Below are 22,046 nucleotides of genomic sequence, written 5' to 3' on the forward strand. Positions count from 1 at the left end.
AACAAAACGGCGCTCATTGAGCGCCGTTCTTATTTAGGGTTTGTATAGGAATTAGTTGAGTAGCTCTTTGAAGCAAAAAGGACTTATTACACAAGCAATAAGTCCTTTAACTTTGCTTCTGATTTACTAGTTCAAAAAGCAATTAAACTTCATTAACGCCAATGAAATCACCATCAAAGGATGCATCAGTGTAGATGATGACTTCTTTGCCTCCTTTGGTGAAGCTATAAGCGGTAATCGTTTCAGTTCCATCGAGTCCAAGTTTATCTTGCATATCTTGGTCTAGCGTCACTGATGTTGCGGTTTGGTATTGGAATCCTTGAAGATGACTTGCGTCGATATCTTCAATTCCTAAAGCAAAGAATTCAGCAACTTGGTCGTCGTTCTTTGCTCTATTACCATCAAGGTCATGGTTTTGATTGAAGGTTTTACCTAGAGAAATAGTCAGTTTGTCATTAGCTGAGTCTCCCCCTATGACTGCTTCAAACCCATTGATGTTTGACCCCTTCGACATGTCGATATCGACACCACCAGGGTCATTGGCGACCAGTACATCGAACCCTTTACCACCATGAATTAGAGTATCCTCTGCATCAAAGGCTACTGTATCGTTGCCTTTACCAGCACGGATTTCGTCTGCACCACCACCACCAATGATGATGTCATCGCCTTTACCGCCTTTGATATGGTCGATTCCGTCTCCGCCATCAAGCCAATCATCGCCTTTACCACCAAACAATTGCTCTGGTTGGTCGTCGATTTCAACGGTGGTTACCACATCATCGAAGTCACCATCACCGCCAGGGTTGTCATTCCAGAACTGATTTCCGAGTTCTGTACCCGGATTGAAGTTGTTAATGCCGCTAACATCTAAGGTAAGGTTGCCGTTACTACCGACTAAATCTTGTACGCCCAGCAAGAAGGGGTGGTCACTATTGTTAGAGCTGGTCGCTTGTTGAGTGTTTAAGTCAATTGCGATACTTTCGCCTGAGACGAAACCGTCATTCCCGCCATCTGGGATAATGAAGAACCCGAGCGTATCAACGCAATCATCACAGTGCCCCAAATCGAGACTAAAGCTGTTGCCAGCTTCAGAGTTTGGAAGGTGATCTTTCACATTCCCCCAAATGACTTCAGCGTTTACATTGCCTTCACTGTCTTTTGTGAAGTAACCAAACGAATTTTCGAAGCCCGCTTCGGTGCCTTCCATAGTGACGTCAATAGTCCCTCTGAAGCTACTTACATCGTAGTAACCCGTCTCAGGATCGAGTTCAGGTATGCCACCTTTGGCGTTGTCACCACCAAGAATGACATCGTCCCCACGACCACCGCGCAATATATCGGTTCCGTCACCCGTTAGGCCATCGGTGGTAACAGAAGTGACGTAGTAGTCACTTGAATCGGCATTAGCGTCTCCGTTTTTGTCAAATGCAGGACCAACGGCAGTAAACTGAAGTTCATCAAAGGCTTTAAAGCCAGTCTCATCAGGACCGATGTTTAGATAACCGCTGTTGTTATTGCCATCCGCTAAATCGCTCGCAATGAAATCGCCCTCAGCGACCAGAATACCTTCTCGATATGCTGCCCAATGGCCAGCCTCATCTACGCCATTGTCGCCTTCATTTAAGTAGAGGTTGGATATACCGACTTTAGCAATCATTGTATGTTCGTCTAAGCTGACAGAAAACATCTCTGATGCACCTTCACCAGAACCGCCGTCGTAGCTGAAGCCAATTTGAGCAAGCACGCCAGCCTCTGCTGCGCCATCTACCCCATAACCTGTACCGCCAGAACTTGCATTACCTGTATCAACGGTACCGACAGATCCATCAGCGTTGTAGGCGGTTGAATTTGCTGATAGGTCGACGGATGTCGTTGGCTCCGCTAATTCAAACTCGCCGGTTCCTTCGTTAAACGACAGCGCTTCAAAGTTATCGCCGATAATTACGTCATTCCCTTTACCGCCTCGAATCAAGTCGTTCCCAGCGGCGCCTTCATTTGCAGCGTCTGGCCCGTTATCACCAATGAGCACATCGTTATGCAGTACCTGCTTCAATGACACATTATCAATCAGAGCCCCAAAGGTGTCTTCTGCGCCGTCGGCAATAAAATTGAGTGAGTAATTTCCTGAAGAGAGATCGACATCTTCGCTAAACAGATCCCAATCATCATCGACGCCGTCAATGTCTTGGAAAGACTTCTCGAATACAACGTCGGTGCCCGCCATTATTTGGACTGTGAAAGGAGCGGTGGTGCTATCGCCTCCTTTATTACGGAAAGCGTAGGAAAAATCGAGTTGATATATACCGTCGTCATCGACCGTAAATGTTTGGGAGACGGTTGAATTTGAATTCGCGCCATGCGAGTCTAATTCTAGGAAGTGACCACTGGCGATATCAGTCCCGTAACCATCAGCTGGGACACCGCCATGCAGTTGTTCTTGAATCTCGATACTGCCAACCTCGGCGTTCCATGCACCGGCGCTTGGCGCTGTTCCCCATGTATTGCCAAGGTCAAAAGCTTCAAAATCACCATCGCTGATTAGGTTTTCGCCAAATTCTGCACCAGCGCCTCTGTCACCATAAATAATGTCATTGTTCGCACCGCCTTCAACATAATCATCACCGGCACCTGCAACCACAATGTCGTCAACACACTCTTCTCCTAGCGCTTCTAAATCTTTATCGCGTGCCGCGCTTAAATCGCGGTTAACGCCGGCTTCATCACCAGCATTGAGCGAATGATTCCAAGCTTCAACCACATCGTTTCCGGCACCTGCTTTAATTGTGTCCGATCCACGTCCAGCAGCGATAAAGTCATCGCCGCTGCCGGCATGCACAATGTCGTCGCCTTTACCGGCTCGTACTTCGAGGTTATCGCCGCTGAGGTTAGAAAGGTCATTGTTGACATCTCTAGATTCTGGGGTGGGGAGGTTAGGACCATCTACTAGTATATTGGTATCATTGCTACCATTACTTTTCAGTCCTGCTGCTGTATTGGTTACTTCTGCCATCGTTTTTTCCTCACATATCATTCGATACATAGAGGCAGCCCAGCCATCTCGGCTTCATCCCTGAGATCTGGAGCTTTCCGTCCTCACCTCACGATGAGTTTGGCTTTATCTTCTTTGTGCGCTTGGTTAAATTTCTCTCATTGCCTTATAGGCGCTCACAGAGAGTGGGTTGAGTAGATACTCGAGCGGTGTTTGTTGCTCAAGTAATATCATCACTTCTGCGGGCATGCCCGGATACAATGAGATGTTTTCTAATGCTTCTAGCTCAGACTTATCTAACGATACTCTCGCTAAGTAAGCAGAAGATCCTGTAGCTTGATCGCTAATGCGGTCAGCCGAAATATGGACTAATTTTCCACGAATCGGTGGTGTTTTACGGAAACTGTATGCAGTCAGTCTTACTTGGGTATCCAAGCCAATTCGTAAGGCTTCGATGTCTTCTGGCTTCACTAACGCTTCTACAATCAACTCGTCATTTTGCGGAACCAATTCCATCAAGGTTTCACCGGGTGGAACGATGGCATTTTCGGAGACCACATTAAGTCCAACCACCACACCACTTTGAGGTGCTCTTATTTCAACCCGGGTAAGAATATCTTGAGCATTGACCATAGCCTCTCTGGTTTCATTCAGCTTTCTTTCTAAATCTTGTATCTCTTCGCCGAGCGTTTTGGCGTAAGTATAATCGGCGTTAATCAGCTCTAATTTCGCTTCGGCGATGGTGCGTTTGGCGTGGCCAATCCTAGCTTTGAGGTCAGCAACGTTACCTTGTAATTGAGAGCGTTCTCGCTGTAAATCCAATAACCGAGATTTGGATGTGTTACCGGAAACAAGCAAATCTTGGTGCATTTGTACCTGTTCTTCTAAATACTTCAGGCTTCGGTTTCCGGCTAAGAATCGTTGTTGGAAGCCTTGCAGATCAAGTTTTGATTGCTCGACTTTTTGCTGTAACACATCGGATTCACCGGATTTTAACGATTGTCTTTTGCTGAAAAGTTTACTCTGCGTATCAAGTAAGCTTGATACGTTTGGGTCACTCATAAGGGAGAGTAATCTCATATCAAATTGAATTTCTTGATGACTCGCTAACTCTGATTGTAAGCGGTTCAGCCGCGCTAAATCACTTTGCCACTGAGCTCTTAGCCTTAGAAGCGATGCTTGAGCTTGTGTGTGACTTAACGTGATGAGCAGTTCGTCTTTTTGAACATGGTCGCCGTCAGAAACATGGACGATTTCTACAATCCCGCCTTCTAAGTGCTGAATGGGTTTTCGCTTTGATTCTACGATAATCACGCCTGGCGCAATGGCAGCAGAAGAAAGCGGGGCTAGGTATGCCCAAGCAGCAAAGCCACCAAGAGTAGTCACAAGAACTAACCAGATGAACACCTGTATTTTGAATGTAGAAAAGATCAGTTTTCTACCATCGTCGAAGTGAATACCTTTATCGTCATGATGAATACTAGCCATTCGACACCTCCGAGGAAGCGACATTGAAGAGCGACCGGACAACTTTACTCGCTTCGCCTGCTTGCGTTATCTGGCCGTTTTTCAATTCAACAACCCAATCGACATGTCTGAGTAAGCTTGGGTTATGCGTTACCATCACGACAGAAATGGATTTCTCTTTCGCCAATTGTAATAGCGAAACAAGAAACTCTTCGCCTTCTTTGTCGAGATGGGAATCAGGCTCATCAAGCACGAGTAGCTTAGGTGAGAAAACCAATGCTCTTGCGATGGCAAGTTTCTGGGCTTGTCCACCAGATAACTGATGACCAAAAGAACCGATAATCGTTTCATATCCATTCGGTAAGGCGACAACAGCATCATGCACACCGGCTTGAATAGCGGATCTGACGATTTGGCTATCCGTAACGTTGGAATCAAATCGGGCGATATTTTGTTTGACAGTGCCATGTAAAAAGTCGATGTGCTGAGGAACATAACCGACGGTGTGTTTGAACTGATTCAGATTCCACAACTCAACATTGAGTCCATCGATAGAAATGCCACCTTTTGAGGGCGATATGCCGTTAGTGATCATTTTGCAGATGGAAGACTTACCTGACCCGCTAGGGCCTATCAATGCGACTCGATTTCCTGATTCCAGTCTTAGCTTCAAACCATTAAGAGTCGGCTTGTTAAGTTTTTCAGACGCGAACCATGTGACGTTGTCGATGACCAGATCACCTTTAATTGTTTCCAACTCGGTTCGCTCGGTATGTTTAGTATGAGAAGCAAATTCCTTAGCTAAGCGTTTGTTTGCATCCAAACCAGTTTTCCATGCTTGAATACCACTAGAGAGCATCTCAATTGGCTGGAGTGCTCTCGCCATTAGGATTGAACCCGCAATCATTCCACCAGCAGACATGGCATTTTGAATGACTAGACTTGCTCCGACAGCCATGATGATGAGTTGAAGGACCATACGTATGTAACGAGAAAATGCACTCAGTGAACAGGTGGCTTGATCTAAATGGCTTCGAGACCAGCTCTTCTCCGCCAATATTTCTTGGTAGGTCTGACTTAAACCTTGTTGTTGATGTTGGCTAAAGATCGTGGCGTGTTTTTGAAAGCACTCGTCGTTTTTTCTTTGTGTTGCGAGCTGGCTTAAGTAAGTGGTTTTAAAGTGCTTAGATTTAACCCAATGAGAAAGCAATGTTGTCATGAGAATAAAAACAACGGCACCCACACCGACTAATCCTATATATGGATGAATCGCAAACATAATAATAAGAAAAAGGGGAGTGAATGGCAGATCAAACATGACAAAGTAGGCTGGAGAAGAGAGTAGGCTCTTTACCTCACTTATATCGTTGAACAGATGTTTTTCTTTTGATTTCGATGAGAAGGAGGTTTGTTCAAATAGCTGCTGAGACGCGATAAATTCAAATTTGATCGCTTTCTTTTGTGCATACTTGGCTCTAGACGCGTCAAGGAACGCTTGGGCTGTAAGTAGGAACACAGCAATGAAAGCCAAGAATAGAAGCGTATCTAAACTTTGACTTGAGAGGACTCGATCAAACACTTGAAGGCTGAATAAGGGAACGACTAACATCAATACGCTGATCGCTCCGCTGACCACCATCATCGGAAGTAAACTACGCAGATTAATTGGATTTATACCGGCCCAAGGCTTTGCGTCCATACAAAACTCTCTCCATTGGTTGTCCAAATAGTATAGATGGGCAGTGGCGAGAATGTGAACTATCTCAAGCTTTTTGAGTGGATTTGAGCTAAGTAAAAAAAATGCACAAGCTAAACAAAAGCTTGTGCATTTTTGATTTGAAATTTAATTTGGATTTTATTTAAACGTCGACCAAATCGGAGCGTGATCTGACGGTTTTTCAATGCCGCGTAGCTCGTAATCGATGCCAGCTTCAGTACACTTATCGGCAAGCTTTTGAGTCGCTAGGACTACATCAATACGCAGGCCGCGGTTGTCTACGAAGCCTTTTGAGCGGTAATCAAACCACGAGTATTGATCATTCACTTCAGGGTGCAGCAAGCGGAAGCTGTCTACAAAGCCCCAGTCCATCAATGTTTTCAACCATTCTCGCTCTTCTGGTTGGAAAGAGCATTTACCTGTTTTTAACCAACGTTTCGCATTAGGTTCACCAATGCCGATGTCTGCGTCGATAGGGCTGATATTAATGTCGCCCATCACAATCACTTGCTCATCTTTGTTGTGATAATCGTTTAAGTAAGTCATTAAGTCTTTATAGAACTGGCGTTTGTACGGGTATTTTGTTTCATGCTTGATGTTATCCCCTTGAGGGAAGTAGCCATTTAGCACGGTAACCTTTTCACCATCTTCATCTTCAAACGTCGCCATGATCATGCGTTTTTGATGGTCTTCATTATCTGTTGGGAAACCCTTCTGCACAGAAATAGGCTCTTGCTTACACAACATTGCCACACCGTAGTGGGCTTTTTGACCGTGGAAGTAAACCTTATAGCCCATTGCTTCAACATCAGCAATTGGGAAGGCTTCATCGTGCACTTTTATCTCTTGCAGACCAATCACGTCGGGTTGGTGTTTGTCGATAATAGCTTGCAGTTGGTGAAGGCGGGCTCTAAGACCGTTGATGTTGAAGCTAATTACTTTCATTTGTTTTTATACCTCTCGTAAACCTTTGGCACTACTTGTTTTTAAAGGTTTTTGATTTGGTGGATTTCATGGTTCATCGTATTTAACCATGCTTAATAATTTCTGTCGCCACTTTGTAGAGACAAAATGGCGACATTAAATGATGTGAATACTTACAGTTACGTAGAATCTATTGAGTCTTAAGTAAATCCAAAAAGAACGCGTATTCAAGTGCGTCTTCTTTTAATCGTTTAAATCGGCCAGAAGCGCCACCGTGACCGGCTTCCATATCGGTTTTGAACAGCAATACGTTGTTGTCTGTTTTCATTTCACGCAGCTTCGCAACCCATTTCATTGGCTCAAAGTACTGCACCTGTGAGTCATGCAGGCCTGTCGTTACCAACATGTTCGGGTAGTTTTGTACCTTAATGTTGTCGTACGGTGAGTACCCCAGCATGTAATCGTAGTAGGCTTTATCGTTCGGGTTACCCCATTCGTCATACTCATTGGTGGTTAGAGGGATCGATTCATCGAGCATGGTTGTCACAATGTCTACAAACGGAACATGTGCACCAATACCACGGTACAGTTCTGATGCTTGGTTGATGATTGCTCCCATCAATAGACCGCCAGCAGACCCCCCAACGGCGAACACTTTATCTTTCGCGCCGTAGCCTTCTTCAACAAGCTCTTTGGTTACATCAATAAAGTCGTTGAACGTGTTTTGTTTGGTCAGTTTTTTGCCATCTTCATACCAAGGGCGACCAAGCATTTCTGAACCGCGGACATGTGCGATGGCATAAACAAAACCTCTATCCAGTAGGCTTAGGCGAGTTGAGCTGAAGGTAGGTTCAATCGTAGAGCCGTAAGACCCATAGCCGTATTGGTAGATTGGGTTAGTGCCGTCTTTCTTAAATAAGTCTTTACGATAAACCAAAGAGACAGGAACTTGCTTACCATCGCGAGCCGTAATCATGATTCGCTCTGATTGGTAGTTATCCGCTTCGAAATCACCTAATACGGGTGTTTTCTTCATGAGCTCGGATTCACCTGTACTTAGGTCGAAATCATAGTAAGTACCTGGCGTGGTTAAGCTGCTGTAATAGATACGAACTTTTGCGTTATCTAATTCATAGTTACTCGTTAGGTAAGCGGCAAATGCGGTGTCGTTAAATTCAAGTGGAAACTCGTGGCCTGTTGAGAGTTGGCGAACTTTCACTGTAGACAAGCCATCCGCGCGTTGCTCGTAGACAAGATGGTCATCAAACAACTCGAAATCTACAAGCTGAGTATTATCGTCTGCTGGGATGACATCGACCCATTTTGAGCGATCATGCATCTCTTCGGTTGTGACTTTCATTAAACGGAAGTTGACCGCTTGGTAGTTGGTGTAGATGTAATACCAATCACCTAGCTTAGCGATGCTGTACTCTATGCCGGTCTCTTTTGGGTAGAAAGCCTCAGCTGTAGCCTTTGGGTTGTTGGCATCGATGACTGAGACACCGCTGGTTTCTGTGCTCGAATGCCAAATGTAGACCTGTTCTCCATCTTTGCTTTTACTCAAAGAGGTGTAGTAAGCGCTATCGGCTTCTTCGTAGATTAACTGATCGCTTGCTTGAGCGCTGCCTAACACGTGGCGGTAAACTTGATAACCCAGCAATGTTTGTGGATCTTTTTTGATGTAGTAGAAGGCTTGGTTGTCGTTTTGCCACGCGATAGCACTTGAAGCGCCTTCAATTTCATCTTTTAGGTATTCACCTGTTGTGAGGTCTTTGATCTTGATGGTGTAAATGCGGCGGCTTAGCGTATCTTCGCCATAGGCCAACAAGTTTTCGTCTGGGCTGATCGTTAAGCCACCAATACTGAAGAATTCATGCTCTTTTGCTAGCTCGTTTACATCTAAGATGACTTGCTTGTCTGTGCCTAAAAAGTTTTTTTCACGCAGGTGAACTGGGTATTCGTTGTCGCCTGTGACCTTATTCGAGTAGTAGTAACTGCCTTTGCGAACCGGTACCGAATTGTCGTCTTTCGCGATTCGGCCTTTAATCTCTTCAAATAATTGTTTTTGTGCTGCTTCTGTATGTTTCAACACCGTATCTGCGTACTGATTCTCTTGCTCAAGTTGTTGCAATATCTCTGGATCTTGGCGTGCATCATCGCGCATCCAATAGTAATCATCGATTCGGGTTTCACCATGAATCGTCATTGCGTGAGGGACTTTCTTAGCAACGGGTGCTTGGGTTTGTTGAGCGACGAGTTGTGATTGAGAGTAGTGGTTCATGGTTGAGATTCCTTGATTGCTGCATCCGGCGAAAAGCGCTATTGATACGGCTAATGTGGTTAAAGCGATACGCATCTATATATCCTTAGTGTGCACCTTACTCTTTTTGATGCCAGCATCCTTTGTTGGTTGGGTATCTTCCAGTGATATTATTTATAATTGGATTCTGGATATGCACCTTCATCGTAAGTGTCTGTTATTGTTTTCAAAAAATCAAAGTAATGTTAAATGAAATTACTGATACGTGAGAGTGGAAGGAATAAATGTGCAACAAAAAGGGACACACTTTTCAGTATGTCCCTTTCCTTTGTTTAGCAAGATTCGAGTTTTACGTTAAATAGCCAATGGCATTTCGTTTGAGTGGTCAGGTTTACGATTAACCCAACGTAAACCAAGCATAGCGATGAATGACATAGCAATCATCAGGCAACCGAGTGGCAGTTGGTCTTGAGCTGGGAAGAACGATGCCAATAGTGTTGCGATGCCAGCACCTAGGTTTTGCATACCACCTAAAATCGCACCTCCAGTACCAGCGTGGTACGGGAATGGCGAAAGTGCCCCTGTTGTTGCTGCTGGGAATAATATGCCAGCGCCCAAGAAGTAAATTGTGGCACCGCCAATCAAAGTTAATGCTGTTGTTTGACCAAACAGACCCGGTATCAATACCACTGTTGAGCCTACCAATATCGCAACCAGACCAACATTCAATGCACGGCGCTCAGAGCGACGTTGTGCGATGTAACTAGATAAGCCTGCACCGACTAAGTAACCTGGAATAGGCAAGACAAACAGCAAGCTTACTGTGGTTGCCGGTAAGCCAAGTACGCCACCAAGCAACACACCTGCCGCTGCTTCAAATACGGCTACACCAGCAAAGGTTGCGACTAATACCAATAAGAAACCTTGGAAACGTTTATCAGACAGAACGAACTTGTAGCTGTTGGCAACCGATTCATGCTTGCGTCGTTCTTTCGGCAGTGTTTCCATCATGCTCGTCATCATAGTGATCACAACAGCAATACCAAACAGCGCAAGGAATAAGTAGCTAGAACGCCAGCCGAAAACTTCTGTTAGGTAACCACCCAGTATAGGAGCCATCAATGGTGAGAAAATCACACACATGCTAATCAAGCTGTTTGCACGGTGCAGCTCTGCGCCTTCAAAACAGTCGCGAGTCAATGTACGAGACATCGCACCACCACAACCGATGCCCAAACCTTGGATAAAGCTGCCCGCTAAGAACCATTCATATTCGTGAGCGAACAATGCTACCAAAGTACCGATGATGTAGATGATCAAACCAATCACGATGATCGGTTTACGACCTAGGCGATCTGAAAGTGGGCCGTAAACAAATTGCGACAGACCATAAGGGATCAAGTAACACGCCATCACTGCCTGCAGTGAAGATGCCGAAACTAAGAACTCACCTGCCATATGACCGATAGAAGGCACGTACATCGTTTGAGTCATTTGACCTACGGCAGTCAGAATAGCGATTAAAAAGGTAAGTTTCGCTAATGGAAACGAGGCGGACATTTGCGTATCTCTCCAAAAATTAAGACGTAAAAAGCCTTAGCGCTCCATTAAAGGAGAGCCAAATGAATAAAGTGTTCAGGGAATCTAGGCGCGAGATATTAGATCTTGATTGCGGGCTTAGCAATCAAAAAGTGTGAAGTTGAGCAAGATAAAAATCTATAACTTGGATTATAAAAACTAATCCGAAGTTACTGCATTTTAAAGAGGGAGAGGGTGGAGTGGGCTTCCTTTAAATATCGATGTTCTGGCTATGTCCAAAGCGCTAAAACCTAAGCAACACAGCTAATGATTATATGAGTACATCATTTGAAATCACAGAAAAAAGGAAGAAAACACGCTCTATTAACATTTGTATAAACTTTCGTTTTATATGTAAGCAATTTGTGCTGTAATTATCCGCTAAGCTATTCGTCTAACTCATTTACATTGTGTACAGCAATTCGTTGTCGATGTGATAGTTATGGTTATGGAAGTCTTTTGGCTTAAATAAGGATATTAAATGCGCTCTCTATCGGTACAGTGGAAAATAACCCTCTTAGCAGGTTGTTGTTTAATCATTACGTCACTGTCTCTTATTGGTTTCTCGATCTACAACGCGACGAGCAATCAACAAGTCATCAAATCTCAAAGTTCAGAATCAGTTATCAATAAAACTCAGCAGTTGCTGGCGTCTGTTTCTCAGCTAAACGCTCAAGAAACTCAACGTTATGTAGACGAAGCTATTTACCGCGCAGAGATGCTTGCGGCCAGTGCTCAGTTTCTAAAAAACAATGCAGACGAAAACTTTACACCAAGTGAAGAGCTTCGTACCGCCTTGGATGAAATGGTTCGTCGCTCGGTTTTAAACTTCGACTCTATTCAAGGAGCGTATCTAGTTTTCAAGCCTGACTTGCTCGATAGTGAAGATGCGAATTATGTCGATGCTGATTATGTTGGTTCTAACGAAAAAGGTCGTTTTGCTCCTTACTGGAAGGTGGCAGATAACGGTGAAAATGTTCTAGCGAACGTTCTTTCAGAATCTATCTTGAATGATGACAGCAATAGCGAACGTTTTTACTGTCCTTTGTCTTCAGGGCAAACGTGTATTAGTACGCCGAGAGTCGTGAACAGCGGTGGTGTAGCACTACTTACGTCCTCTATTTCAGTCCCTATTTTGGTTGACGACGTTGCTATTGGTTTTCTTGGTATTGATCTAAGACTTGATGGTTTAACCAGTGTGATTACTCAATCTGACCAGAGCTTGTTTAACGGTGCGGGTAAAGCTTACGTGGTTAGTCTAGATGGTTCGGTCATCGCTTCTGATGATTCAAGCATTGCAGTCGGTTCAACTTTCCAAAGTGGCAATACAAACAGTGATTTAATGACCGACTTTATCTTTGGTGGTGAAGTGACAACGCAATGGAGCGAGAACGGTGAGTGGTTACTTGCCTTTGCGCCTGTTGTTGCGGCTAACCAAACTTGGGGTGTGTTGTTTGAGATTCCGAGAGAGAGCGTCGTCGCTGATGCCAACAAATTGGATTCCATCATTAGTACTAAGCTAAGTGAAGGCATTAAGACGGAAGTGATTGCCGGTACTGTGTTCATTTTGTTCGGTTTAGCCATTATCGCATTTGCTTCCCTTTCAATTGTGAAGCCTATTCGACAAGTGGTTGAGCGACTTAATGACATCGCTTCTGGTGAAGGGGATTTGACACAGCGTTTAGAGGTTAAGTCTCAAGACGAAATAGGTCAGTTATCTAAAGGGTTCAACTTATTCTTAGACAAGCTACAACACACGATCAAAGAAGTTATTCACACCACTGAACAAGTGGCGAGCACGACAAGCCAGGCTAAAGCATCGGCATCAAGTACCCGAGAAAGTAGCGAATCTCAATTTAAAGAAGTCGATCTTGTGGCGACAGCGGCCGAAGAGATGACTCAAACAGCGGGCTTAGTGGTACAAAATGCAGAAGTGGCGGTTGATGCTGCTTGTGAAGCGAATCGTTCTGCTCAACAAGGGCAACAAGTCATCGAACTTTCAGCCGGTGAAATGAGAAAGCTGGTGGAACGTATGTCGAGTGCTGTTCCTATTGTTGAAGAGTTGGCAAAAAATAACGGTAACATCACCGAGATCTTAAGTGTTATTGAGGGGATTTCTGAGCAAACTAACTTACTGGCATTGAATGCGGCGATTGAAGCGGCTCGTGCTGGCGAACAAGGCCGTGGCTTTGCTGTTGTTGCGGATGAGGTAAGAAACCTCGCAAGTCGCACACAATCATCGGTTGGTGAGATCAGAGCGGTGATCGACAAGGTTCATGCTGGAACTCAAGATGTCGTTGAAGCGATACAAGAAGGCAATATACTTGCAAACGACACAGCACTACACGTTCAGAAAGCAGTTGAAGATCTGGGGTCGATCTTTACTTCTATTGAGGCGATCAGTGATATGAACAGTCAGATCGTTCGAGCAGCTGAAGAGCAACAATCGGTTTCCGGTGAAGTAAATCAAAGCGTGGTTAATATTCGCGATTTGAGTGCGAAGATCTTGGAGCAAGCCGCGGCTTCTGAGCAAGTGGGTAATGAAATTGACCAACTGTCTCAACAGCAACAGAAGTTGGTCAATCAGTTCAAGGTATAAGCATTAAGCCTTAACCAGTTCTTGAATAGAAAAAGGGACAAATGAAGATTTCATTTGTCCCTTTTTTAATTGTTTATTTAGAGGCTATGCAATAACCAGCGGTTGACGCTGCTTACTCTTCGATAAACCAGTAGCCTTTGTTGACCAATTCAGTCACGACAGTTATGCCCGAAGGAGATAGGGCAGTAGCCGAGGTAATCATGGTCTCATCGCAAAGTATGTTGAGTAACGAAGAATCCGCTTCATCAACCTTAACCACTTCGCCATTGATGTAAGCTGTGTTGCTTTCATTTTCGTGGTAGAGCGCTTTTAAGCCTGATACTCGGTGAATCTCACCTTCAGACTCTAAGTGTTGAGCGATCTCTTCTTGAGTCCATAGTGGCTCAGGAGCAACGATATCAAGTTGGTGGCGTGATTGGCTTAGCAGACAGCCCATGAATTCACTGATGGTTTCAGGTTGCTCTAGTGCAGATTTCAACATGTCTGTGAGATTGCTTAAATCCGATGAACGAATTTTTCCGTAGCCTTCTTGCGTTTTGAATTCTGGATCGTGCAGGTGTACGTCACCCATATCATGAGCAAGCACAAAATCGGCAAAGTTGCTGATCAGCTCTTGTTCTTTAGGGGAGCGGTAGCCAATAGAGTAGCTCATTGACGGCTCTAACGTGTTCCCTTCATGTGGGAAACCCGGTGGGATATAAAGGATATCGCCCGGCTCTAAAGTTTCATCAATGATCGGGTCAAAACCTTCAATTTGACGAAGTGCAGACGCTTGAACAGTCTCTTTGTATTGGCCAACATCTTTAGCGCCAACCTTCCATTGACGTTTACCTTGACCTTGAATGATGAAGACATCGTATTGATCAATATGTGGGCCTACGCCGCCTTCAGGTGCTGAGTAACAGATCATGAGATCGTCGAATAACCAGTTTGGTAACGCTTGGAATGCCTCAGTCAGCTGATTTGCGCCTTGGTGCCAGTGGTTCGCAGCTTGAACGATCAGTTGCCAATGACTTTCGGTTAATTCGCCAAATTTTTCTTCAGAGAATGGGCCGTGTTCTGCAGTCCACTGATTGTCGAGGTTAGAGACAAAGCGAGAATCCACTTCTTCTTCCATCGATAAACCAGCAAGTTCTTCCGGCGAAATTGGGTCGACGAAGTTTTGGAAGCCACCCTTTAAGATGGTTGGTTTTTTATGCCAGTAGTTTTCAAGAAACTCGGGCATAGAAAAGCTAAGTTGGTACATGTGAATCCTGTATATTTTTATGCTAGATGCTAGATGCTAGATGCTAGATGCTAGATGCTAGATGCTAGATGCTAGATGCTAGATGCTAGTTTGGCTTGTAAATCTTGCTGGACAATTTTGATTGCTTCTAATGCGACTTTTGGATCGATTTCGTTGCTTTCGAGCAGATAGATCAGGTCGACAGCTAACTTAACTTCTTCTGGTGCGTTATCCAGTGGTGATGGTGTGTTATCAGTGTTCATTTCGCTTAGGGTTCTCTAAGTTAATCAGTCTCTCAATATTTTTCATTGAGTCTTCACAGCGTTCTAATCGCTCTTTTGCTAACTGCCAAGCCTCTTCCGCTTTTTTCTTACTGTGGCGAGGCGCAGAATCAAACGCTAATTTTCGTACTCGCACTAAATCGACCAATCGCTTTTGCCAGTCTTGGTGCTGAGCGAGTTCGTTGTATAGGTCGTTAAGGGTTTTCCCTGACTTACTTTTTCGGTCTAAGCGTAAATCATGGTTGGCTAACTCTCTTTGGATTGCAGCAATCTGATTTGTCAGCTTTTCCGTGAGATAGTTGGCTCTGGATGCGGTCAGTTGATTTGAGGTTTGTTCACGTACAATGGTGCGGTACGTTGCCTGAGTTTCAAGTGCATAGGGAAGCAAAACAGAGGCGCCACATTTAAATAAGGCTCGGTCAAACAAGGCTTGATGATAAGCCCCTCGAGATTTATCAACCTGAGAGCAATGGCCAATCAAGGTATCAATGACACTTTTTAGCTTTGAAAATTGATTCATTTCACTTCCCGTTGGCTACTGCCTATAAGTTCACAAACCAAGCTTCATATGCCAGTTTAATTGCAAGTACGCTTACTACGGTAACAAACACCGGTCGTATAAATGTAGCACCGAAACGAATTGCAGAGTGAGCGCCAACGAACGCTCCAGCCATTAAACAAAGACCCATGGTTAAACCTAGAACCCAATCAATATGTCCAAGAATCGCGAAGGTCACCAAAGAGGTAAAGTTACTAGTAAAGTTCATAGCTTTGGATAAACCAGAGGCAAGTAAGATATTTAAGCGATAAAGCGCCATAGAGCTTACCGTCCAAAACGCGCCAGTTCCTGGGCCAGCAACCCCATCATAAAAGCCAAGAATGAATCCTTGGTACTTTTGCTTTCTCTTAAGTACAGGGCAAGGCTTGGGAGACACATTATGGCTCACATCTGGAGTTTTATGAAAAATGGTATAGACCGCAGCGGCAAGAATGACTAACGGCAATACCTTCTCTAACCACTCTGTGCTAATAGCATCAACAGTGAGTGTGCCGATTGTCGCACCGATTAAAGTAGATATGAATGCATTGACCCAACACTCAGGCTTGAACAGCTTTTTACGGTAGTAAGTGAATGCAGCTGTAGATGAAGCGAAGGTTGCTGCAAGCTTGTTAGTACCCAATGCGATGTGTGGCGGTAAACCAAGTGATAGTAAAGCTGGAACGGTTAACATCCCTCCGCCACCTGCGACAGCATCAATAAAGCCTGCTGCAAATGCAACCAGAGCAAGTATGACCAACATGGTTGGCTCAATCATTTCCATAAATAGCTAGTGTTCTCGTTATCGGCTGATAGGGCAGCCACATGAAAAACCGATGGATTAGTCATGTTGGGTTGTGAATGCAAGGGCCTAGCGATGACAGGCCCATAACTGCCTCAAGGGCAGGGGATATTAGTATTTTATTGTTCTTTTAAAAGGCGGTAGTGAATCGAGTAGGGACTTTCCGTATCGCTTCGTTACTATGCGTCTATCAAGGATCGTGACTTTACCAGAATCTTTTTCCTTACGCAGTAGTCTGCCCACAGATTGAATAAGCTTTTTACTCGCATCTGGAACAGTAATCTGCATAAAAGGGTTACCACCGCGTGATTCAATATATTCTGAATGTGCTTGCTCTACGGGAGAGGTAGGAACACCAAAAGGAATCTTAGTAATCACGAGGTTTTCAAGAAGCTCACCCGGTAGATCAAGACCTTCAGAAAAGCTGCCAGTTCCAAAAAGAACGCTGGTTTTACCTTGGTCTATTAGCTTTTTATGTTTTTTTAGGATTTCAGTTCGTGAAGTATCACCTTGAACCTGCAATGCCCACGATTTTTTAACGAAATCTGTTGCTAAAGCCTCTGCAACTTTGTTCATTTGCCAGTAAGAAGAGAATAGAACGAGATTGGCTTTTTTGTCTTCTATTACCTTAGGCAAAATTTCAATAAGATATTCGGTAAACTGAGGTGCTTGTGGTTCGTACTTCATTGCCGGAACGATCAGCTCAGCTTGATTCTGGTAATCAAACGGTGATGCCAAAGCCAAAAACTGTACGCCATCTTCTGCTTTTTGGCTGATACCGGCTTGATGACAGAAAAAGCTGAAAGAGTTGAGCGCCCTCATGGTCGCAGATACTAATACGGCACCCACACAGCGGCTCCAGATTTGTTGATCCAGTTGCCAACCTACCTCTAGTGGCGAAACATTCACAACGAAATCGCCTTCGCTTTCTTTGTTAAGTTCGAGCCAACGAGCCAAAGGAGCGCCTGTTTTTCTCTTCGGTTCAGCCATTAAGCGCCAAACTTGAGCAAGGTTCTCTGTTCTTTGTATATAGAAGCCAATTTCTGCCAGTGCCGGCTCTGCAAGCTTTGCTGAAAGCTCGCCGTCTTTAACTCGTTCTGCAATCAGGTCGGCAATCTTCGCAACGGCTTGGCTCGCCTTTTGTGTGAGCTGCTTGAGATCTTTTGATTCATTCTCAAGCCACTCAGGTAAGTCGCCATGTTCGAAGCGATACAAGCCGTCTTCAAAGTGGTTAGCGTCAAACTGTTTACTCATTTGAGTCAGGATAGGGATCAGCTGTTGCACTGAGTCTTGCAGCTCATTTCTAAATCGGTGGACACGTTTCTCGTCAGCGAGGCCTGAAAGCTTAGTGATGGATTGATTCAAACGCTCCAACCATGACGCCGCGCCTTTTAAGCTCGCAGCCGCAGAAGAGTGATCTCTGGCTACATGCGGTAAATGGTGAGCTTCATCGAATATATAGATGCTATTTTCTGGTTCAGGCAGTATCACGCCGCCGCCTAGGTCAGCATCTGCCATCACTAAACTGTGATTGGCGATAATCACGTCTGCTTTATCTAACTCTGAGCGCGCTTTCTGGAAAGGACAGTCTCTATGCGTGGGCATACTGTTGTTACAGCTGTGCTTATCACTGACAATCATCTGCCAAATCATGTTGTCGATGGGTTTCGGCCACGAATCGCGGTCACCATCCCATTTACCTTGGGTTAGGCTTCGATACATGGTTTGAAGTTGCTCGATATCTTTCTTCTTTGGCTTAGATTCGAACATGGCCATTTGTCCGCCATCAACCCCACAGGCAGCGGCTAACTTTTCGGAGCAACAATAACGCTGTCTGCCCTTCGCTAATATGAAAGAAAACTCTCGATCAGTCAGTCTTCTATATAGAGGGAGATCTTTATTGACGAGCTGTTCTTGTAGCGCAACCGTCGCCGTCGATATGACTATTTTTCGATTATTGAGCACAGCGACAGGAATAGTAGCCATTAAATAAGCCAGTGATTTCCCGATCCCTGTCCCCGCTTCTGCAACAATCATGCGATTACTTTTGTGGTATTGACCACAAAGTGTCTTCGCTATTTCTGCAACAAGGTAATTTTGGGCACGACGAGGTACAAAGTTGTCCAACTGATCTTGGAGGTTTTGATAACTGGTGCGAATAGATTTTTGAATTTTAGTAGTTAGCATACTGTGACCTACGTAACGGAGCGAGGATAGTAGCACATATCACTAGTCGGTACATTTGCGGTGAAATAGCTTGCTTTTGAATCAAAGGTAGATCTTGTTCACAAAAAAAAACTGAACCATCAGGAACTTAACTATTTTATTTATGTTGCGAAATATAAATATTAAAAAAGACTGGCTTGTAGGCGTTAAGTTCTGAAAGTTGGCGTTTATATGAGTTGATTGCGGTGTTAAATGCTGTTTTGTTCTTTTTTTGGATTATTATATTTCCTGATAAAACTAAGGATAAGCTGCTCGTAAAACAATGAAAAAAAATGTAAGTGATTGATTTTGATGGTTTTGTGTTTTTTTTAGGTTTGTTTTTAGTTTATTTGACACGCAGGATAATCTTTTGCAATCTAGACCTCGAAATTTAGTGACGGTGGTTAACCAACAAAGAGTGGTAATGACCAGTCATAAAAATAAAAGGGAACCGGGCAAGGATCTCCCATTCTTAGAAAAGGCAGTGGATTTATTATGAAAAAGACTCTATTAGCACTAGCGGTTATGACAGCAGCTGGTTCAGTAAGCGCAGCAGAAATTTTTAAAACGGATGAAGGTTCAGTAGACTTTTACGGTCAACTACGTACTGAGCTGAAAATTTCTGATGACACAAAAGAATATGCTTACGACCAAGGTACTGACATGTTCGTTGGTACAGTTAAGGAAGGTAAAACAACTATTGGTGCTGGTTCTTCACGTGCAGGTGTTGATGCAAAATATGCACTTAATGATTCTCTAGACATTATTGGTAAAGTTGAATTTTCTGTTAAAGAAGAGGAAATGAAAATCCGCCAACACATCCTAGGTTTCTCTGGTGATTTTGGTTCAATTAAAATCGGTCAGCAATGGACTATTGCCGATGATATCTACGGTGCTGATTACTCTTACTTCTACGGTGGTTCTGCTTTAGGTTATTCTCAGCTTAATGGTGCAGCTCACGACTCAATGATCAAGTACAACTACGATGCTGATAACTTTTTTGTTGCTGCTAACTACGGTCTAGATGAAAATGATAGCAATCAAGAGCTTGCTGAAATTTTTGTCGGTGGTTCTGCTGGTGATCTAAGTGGTCACGTTGGTTTCGGTCAAACGACAGATGAAACTGGTGCTGATAAAGTAGAAGATACTTACTACCAAGCAACTGTTGAGTACTCATTTGGTAAAGCTGGTATTGGTTTCACATACTACAATACAGAAATCAAAAACTCAGAGCATAAAGTAACTATCGATGGTATCTCATTGGCAGGTACATATGCATGGGCTGACAACGCAACAGCTTACGCGGGTTACGAATACACAGATCAAGATACTGGTAACATCAGCCTAGTTGGTGAGTTTGGTGAAGAAGACACTTCTACAGTTATTTATGTAGGTACTGATTACCACTTTAACAGCTGGTCTCGTATCTATGTTGAAGCTGCTTACCTAGACGGTCGTACTCTAGGTTTCACAAACAAAGAATCTGATTCTTTTGTTAATGAGCCAACTATCGCAGACGGTGCTCTAGCATTCGCAACTGGCGTACGTGTTTACTGGTAATATATTAGACTAATAACATATTAGTTTGACTAAATTATAGAGCCCAGCGTAAGCTGGGCTTTTTTGTACTTGATGGATTATTATGAAAATACAAGCAATTACATTAATGTCTGCCATGTTAGTTAGTATGCCTGGAATCTCGGCATCTCTAACTGTCAAAGATACAGTAGACCTTTTAGCTGTTAATATGAAAAAGCCTGAAACCTCAGGTCAGGCCTTCAAAGCATCTACTGTTGTCACTTTAAATACAGGTCAGAACCAAGTCGTATTTCAATACGAACCTGTAATAGAAAAATCAGGTGATCGTAAAAAAGTTTATGGCAAAAACCAGATTGTTACGTTCAATATAAATGCTGATCAAGATGTTGAATTTTTAATGCCTACTTATCGTTCAGTTCGCTCTGCTGAGAAAGGTTTAAAAGATCTGGAGTTTAAGATTGTTGATCAACATGGTGTTGAGGTAGATAAGGTTGTTGATGAGCTTAAATCAAATGGAGTTCAATTAGGTCGGAACTATATTGAAGAGATTCGAGAGTATAATATTAATGGTGGGGTGGCGGCTGTCGCTGTTTCTTATGTTGCCATTGATAATCAAGCAGTAGCGCAGCCTAAAAAAATAGTTGAGGCTGTAGCTCTTCCTGTTGAGAGTATGGATAAGGTTCAATCAGAAGAACTAGAACAGCTTCAAGCTTGGTACCTGAAGACTTCAAAAGAAGATCGTAAAGAATTCCGCAAGTGGATGATCGATCAAGATTAATGAAGTTGCACAAAATTGATGAGAAAAGCGAGCGTCTGTTTTAGAAGACCTCGCTTTTTTACTCTTTAATTTAAGAGTTTGATTCCGGCAGAATCAGATCTCTTTCCACTCACCAGGCTGAAGCTGCCCCACATTCATGTTGCCCATTGAATAGCGGATAAGACGTAGGGTAGGGAAGCCGATATTTGCTGTCATTCGTCTTACCTGACGGTTACGTCCTTCGATGATTGTAATAGCTAACCATGTTGTCGGTATCGCGGCTCTGAAGCGTACTGGAGGGTTTCTATCCCACACTTCAGGTTCTTGCATCACTTCTACTTTAGCCGGTAGTGTCATACCGTCTTTTAGTTCGACACCTTTTCTCAATTTATCTAAATCTTCCTCAGAAGGTGCGCCTTCAACCTGTACCCAGTAAGTCTTTGGAGATTTTGAGTTTGGTTGAGTTAGCTTAGCTTGAAATATCCCATCATTGGTCAAGACCATTAACCCTTCGCTGTCTCGGTCAAGGCGACCTGCAGCATAAACGTCTTTCACTGGAATAAAGTCCGCCAGCGTTTTTCTCCCTTCACCATCAGTAAATTGGCTAAGAGTATCGAAAGGCTTGTTGAACAGAATTACTTTGCGATCTTCGAGTGCTACCTTAGGTTTTGCATTAGTAGGCTTGCCTTTATATCGGTGCTTACTGGAGTGAGATTTGTTGTGCGAATTGCCAGTGTTATTCTTATCACTGCTTCGGCTTTGTCTATTACCGCTTTGTTTTAATGTTGCACCAGAACGAGCCGGTTTGTCTGAACGAGATGCGCTGCGTGAGCGAGTAGACATGTTAACTACCTTGCAAAAATGTAAACGAAGTGTGCTGAAAAGTTTTCACTGAAACGGAATTGAGCTATCATTTGCGCGCCTAAAAGACACAAAATAGAACAAGTTGATGGACTCTTAAGCCTGATTTGTTTAATTATACCTTCGTGTTTTATTATAACAACGCACTCACGGATTTGGTTCATGCTGTCATCAAGATTGTATGAAAAATAAGATAGAGTACGACTATCGAGTAAGCAGTTTTCACTCTTAGAGTGGCTTACTGGTCAATTTATAACACGCTCACTACTTTAAATGAGCTTGTAAGAACTATAGGGAAATT

At 43.7% G+C, this 22,046-nt stretch carries 15 protein-coding genes and 1 riboswitch; of the genes, 3 read left to right on the forward strand and 12 right to left on the reverse strand.

Annotation, left to right across the window (positions count from 1 at the left end; all coding sequences use genetic code 11):
* Positions 1–142: 142 nt before the first annotated feature.
* From AB4507_RS19605 to emrD, 6 genes are all read right to left on the reverse strand, one after another.
* Complete coding sequence (locus tag AB4507_RS19605) at positions 143–3,013, reverse strand: hypothetical protein (RefSeq protein WP_372154921.1); 2,871 nt, start codon at positions 3,011–3,013, stop codon at positions 143–145.
* Positions 3,014–3,043: 30 nt separating this feature from the next.
* A riboswitch (cyclic di-GMP riboswitch) is annotated at positions 3,044–3,127 on the reverse strand.
* Positions 3,128–3,139: 12 nt separating this feature from the next.
* On the reverse strand, positions 3,140–4,480 hold the full coding sequence (locus AB4507_RS19610; protein WP_017070029.1) for an HlyD family type I secretion periplasmic adaptor subunit: 1,341 nt from the start codon (positions 4,478–4,480) through the stop codon (positions 3,140–3,142).
* Positions 4,473–6,158, reverse strand: a complete 1,686-nt coding sequence (locus tag AB4507_RS19615) for a type I secretion system permease/ATPase (RefSeq protein ID WP_017062120.1) — start codon at positions 6,156–6,158, stop codon at positions 4,473–4,475. The genes AB4507_RS19610 and AB4507_RS19615 overlap by 8 nt, the downstream gene beginning before the upstream one ends.
* 156 nt (positions 6,159–6,314) lie before the next feature.
* Complete coding sequence (gene xthA / locus AB4507_RS19620) at positions 6,315–7,121, reverse strand: exodeoxyribonuclease III (RefSeq protein ID WP_017070028.1); 807 nt, start codon at positions 7,119–7,121, stop codon at positions 6,315–6,317.
* Between the two features lie 169 nt (positions 7,122–7,290).
* Positions 7,291–9,381 carry a S9 family peptidase gene (locus AB4507_RS19625; protein ID WP_372183176.1) on the reverse strand — a complete coding sequence of 697 codons (2,091 nt, stop codon included), beginning with the start codon at positions 9,379–9,381 and terminating at the stop codon, positions 7,291–7,293.
* 333 nt (positions 9,382–9,714) lie between these two features.
* Positions 9,715–10,920, reverse strand: a complete 1,206-nt coding sequence (gene emrD / locus AB4507_RS19630; protein WP_372183163.1) for a multidrug efflux MFS transporter EmrD — start codon at positions 10,918–10,920, stop codon at positions 9,715–9,717.
* Between the two features lie 499 nt (positions 10,921–11,419).
* Between emrD and AB4507_RS19635 the strand changes: the two genes are divergently transcribed.
* Positions 11,420–13,537, forward strand: coding sequence for a methyl-accepting chemotaxis protein (locus AB4507_RS19635; RefSeq protein ID WP_050643783.1), 2,118 nt, complete (start codon positions 11,420–11,422; stop codon positions 13,535–13,537).
* A 112-nt stretch (positions 13,538–13,649) separates the two neighbouring features.
* Here the strand turns inward: AB4507_RS19635 and AB4507_RS19640 are convergent, their stop codons facing one another.
* The 5 genes from AB4507_RS19640 to dinG all read right to left on the reverse strand — a co-directional run bounded on the left by AB4507_RS19640 (position 13,650) and on the right by dinG (position 18,570).
* Positions 13,650–14,783, reverse strand: coding sequence for a cupin domain-containing protein (locus AB4507_RS19640; RefSeq protein WP_086971790.1), 1,134 nt, complete (start codon positions 14,781–14,783; stop codon positions 13,650–13,652).
* Between the two features lie 71 nt (positions 14,784–14,854).
* The gene (rsmS, locus tag AB4507_RS19645) at positions 14,855–15,025 is read right to left on the reverse strand and encodes a pleiotropic regulatory protein RsmS (RefSeq protein WP_017055021.1); all 171 of its coding nucleotides are present in this window, start codon (positions 15,023–15,025) and stop codon (positions 14,855–14,857) included.
* Positions 15,015–15,563: a primosomal replication protein gene (locus tag AB4507_RS19650; protein ID WP_017070024.1), complete on the reverse strand. Its 549-nt coding sequence runs from the start codon at positions 15,561–15,563 to the stop codon at positions 15,015–15,017. The genes rsmS and AB4507_RS19650 overlap by 11 nt, the downstream gene beginning before the upstream one ends.
* Positions 15,564–15,585: 22 nt before the next feature.
* Positions 15,586–16,365, reverse strand: a complete 780-nt coding sequence (locus tag AB4507_RS19655) for a TSUP family transporter (RefSeq protein WP_017062114.1) — start codon at positions 16,363–16,365, stop codon at positions 15,586–15,588.
* A 129-nt stretch (positions 16,366–16,494) separates the two neighbouring features.
* Positions 16,495–18,570, reverse strand: coding sequence for an ATP-dependent DNA helicase DinG (dinG, locus tag AB4507_RS19660; protein WP_372183165.1), 2,076 nt, complete (start codon positions 18,568–18,570; stop codon positions 16,495–16,497).
* A gap of 513 nt (positions 18,571–19,083) precedes the next feature.
* Here dinG and AB4507_RS19665 point away from each other — a divergent pair.
* Both AB4507_RS19665 and AB4507_RS19670 read left to right on the forward strand, forming a co-directional pair.
* Positions 19,084–20,148, forward strand: a complete 1,065-nt coding sequence (locus AB4507_RS19665) for a porin (RefSeq protein ID WP_372183167.1) — start codon at positions 19,084–19,086, stop codon at positions 20,146–20,148.
* An 82-nt stretch (positions 20,149–20,230) separates the two neighbouring features.
* Positions 20,231–20,905 carry a DUF2057 family protein gene (locus tag AB4507_RS19670; RefSeq protein ID WP_372183169.1) on the forward strand — a complete coding sequence of 225 codons (675 nt, stop codon included), beginning with the start codon at positions 20,231–20,233 and terminating at the stop codon, positions 20,903–20,905.
* 93 nt (positions 20,906–20,998) lie between these two features.
* On the opposite strand, the gene AB4507_RS19675 is transcribed toward AB4507_RS19670, so the two are convergent.
* Positions 20,999–21,727, reverse strand: a complete 729-nt coding sequence (locus AB4507_RS19675; protein ID WP_136982378.1) for a pseudouridine synthase — start codon at positions 21,725–21,727, stop codon at positions 20,999–21,001.
* Positions 21,728–22,046 lie beyond the last annotated feature (319 nt).

The sequence above is a fragment of the Vibrio sp. 10N.222.54.A3 genome, from assembly GCF_041474095.1.
Taxonomy (GTDB): domain Bacteria; phylum Pseudomonadota; class Gammaproteobacteria; order Enterobacterales; family Vibrionaceae; genus Vibrio; species Vibrio crassostreae_C.

Coding starts and splice junctions, on each gene's coding strand:
- AB4507_RS19635 (WP_050643783.1), top strand. CDS start 11,420: ATGCGCTCTCTATCGGTACAGTGGAAAATAACCCTCTTAGCAGGTTGT.
- AB4507_RS19655 (WP_017062114.1), bottom strand. CDS start 16,365: ATGGAAATGATTGAGCCAACCATGTTGGTCATACTTGCTCTGGTTGCA.
- AB4507_RS19670 (WP_372183169.1), top strand. CDS start 20,231: ATGAAAATACAAGCAATTACATTAATGTCTGCCATGTTAGTTAGTATG.
- AB4507_RS19625 (WP_372183176.1), bottom strand. CDS start 9,381: ATGAACCACTACTCTCAATCACAACTCGTCGCTCAACAAACCCAAGCA.
- AB4507_RS19640 (WP_086971790.1), bottom strand. CDS start 14,783: ATGTACCAACTTAGCTTTTCTATGCCCGAGTTTCTTGAAAACTACTGG.
- AB4507_RS19615 (WP_017062120.1), bottom strand. CDS start 6,158: ATGGACGCAAAGCCTTGGGCCGGTATAAATCCAATTAATCTGCGTAGT.
- AB4507_RS19650 (WP_017070024.1), bottom strand. CDS start 15,563: ATGAATCAATTTTCAAAGCTAAAAAGTGTCATTGATACCTTGATTGGC.
- emrD (WP_372183163.1), bottom strand. CDS start 10,920: ATGTCCGCCTCGTTTCCATTAGCGAAACTTACCTTTTTAATCGCTATT.
- dinG (WP_372183165.1), bottom strand. CDS start 18,570: ATGCTAACTACTAAAATTCAAAAATCTATTCGCACCAGTTATCAAAAC.
- AB4507_RS19675 (WP_136982378.1), bottom strand. CDS start 21,727: ATGTCTACTCGCTCACGCAGCGCATCTCGTTCAGACAAACCGGCTCGT.
- AB4507_RS19605 (WP_372154921.1), bottom strand. CDS start 3,013: ATGGCAGAAGTAACCAATACAGCAGCAGGACTGAAAAGTAATGGTAGC.
- xthA (WP_017070028.1), bottom strand. CDS start 7,121: ATGAAAGTAATTAGCTTCAACATCAACGGTCTTAGAGCCCGCCTTCAC.
- rsmS (WP_017055021.1), bottom strand. CDS start 15,025: ATGAACACTGATAACACACCATCACCACTGGATAACGCACCAGAAGAA.
- AB4507_RS19610 (WP_017070029.1), bottom strand. CDS start 4,480: ATGGCTAGTATTCATCATGACGATAAAGGTATTCACTTCGACGATGGT.
- AB4507_RS19665 (WP_372183167.1), top strand. CDS start 19,084: ATGAAAAAGACTCTATTAGCACTAGCGGTTATGACAGCAGCTGGTTCA.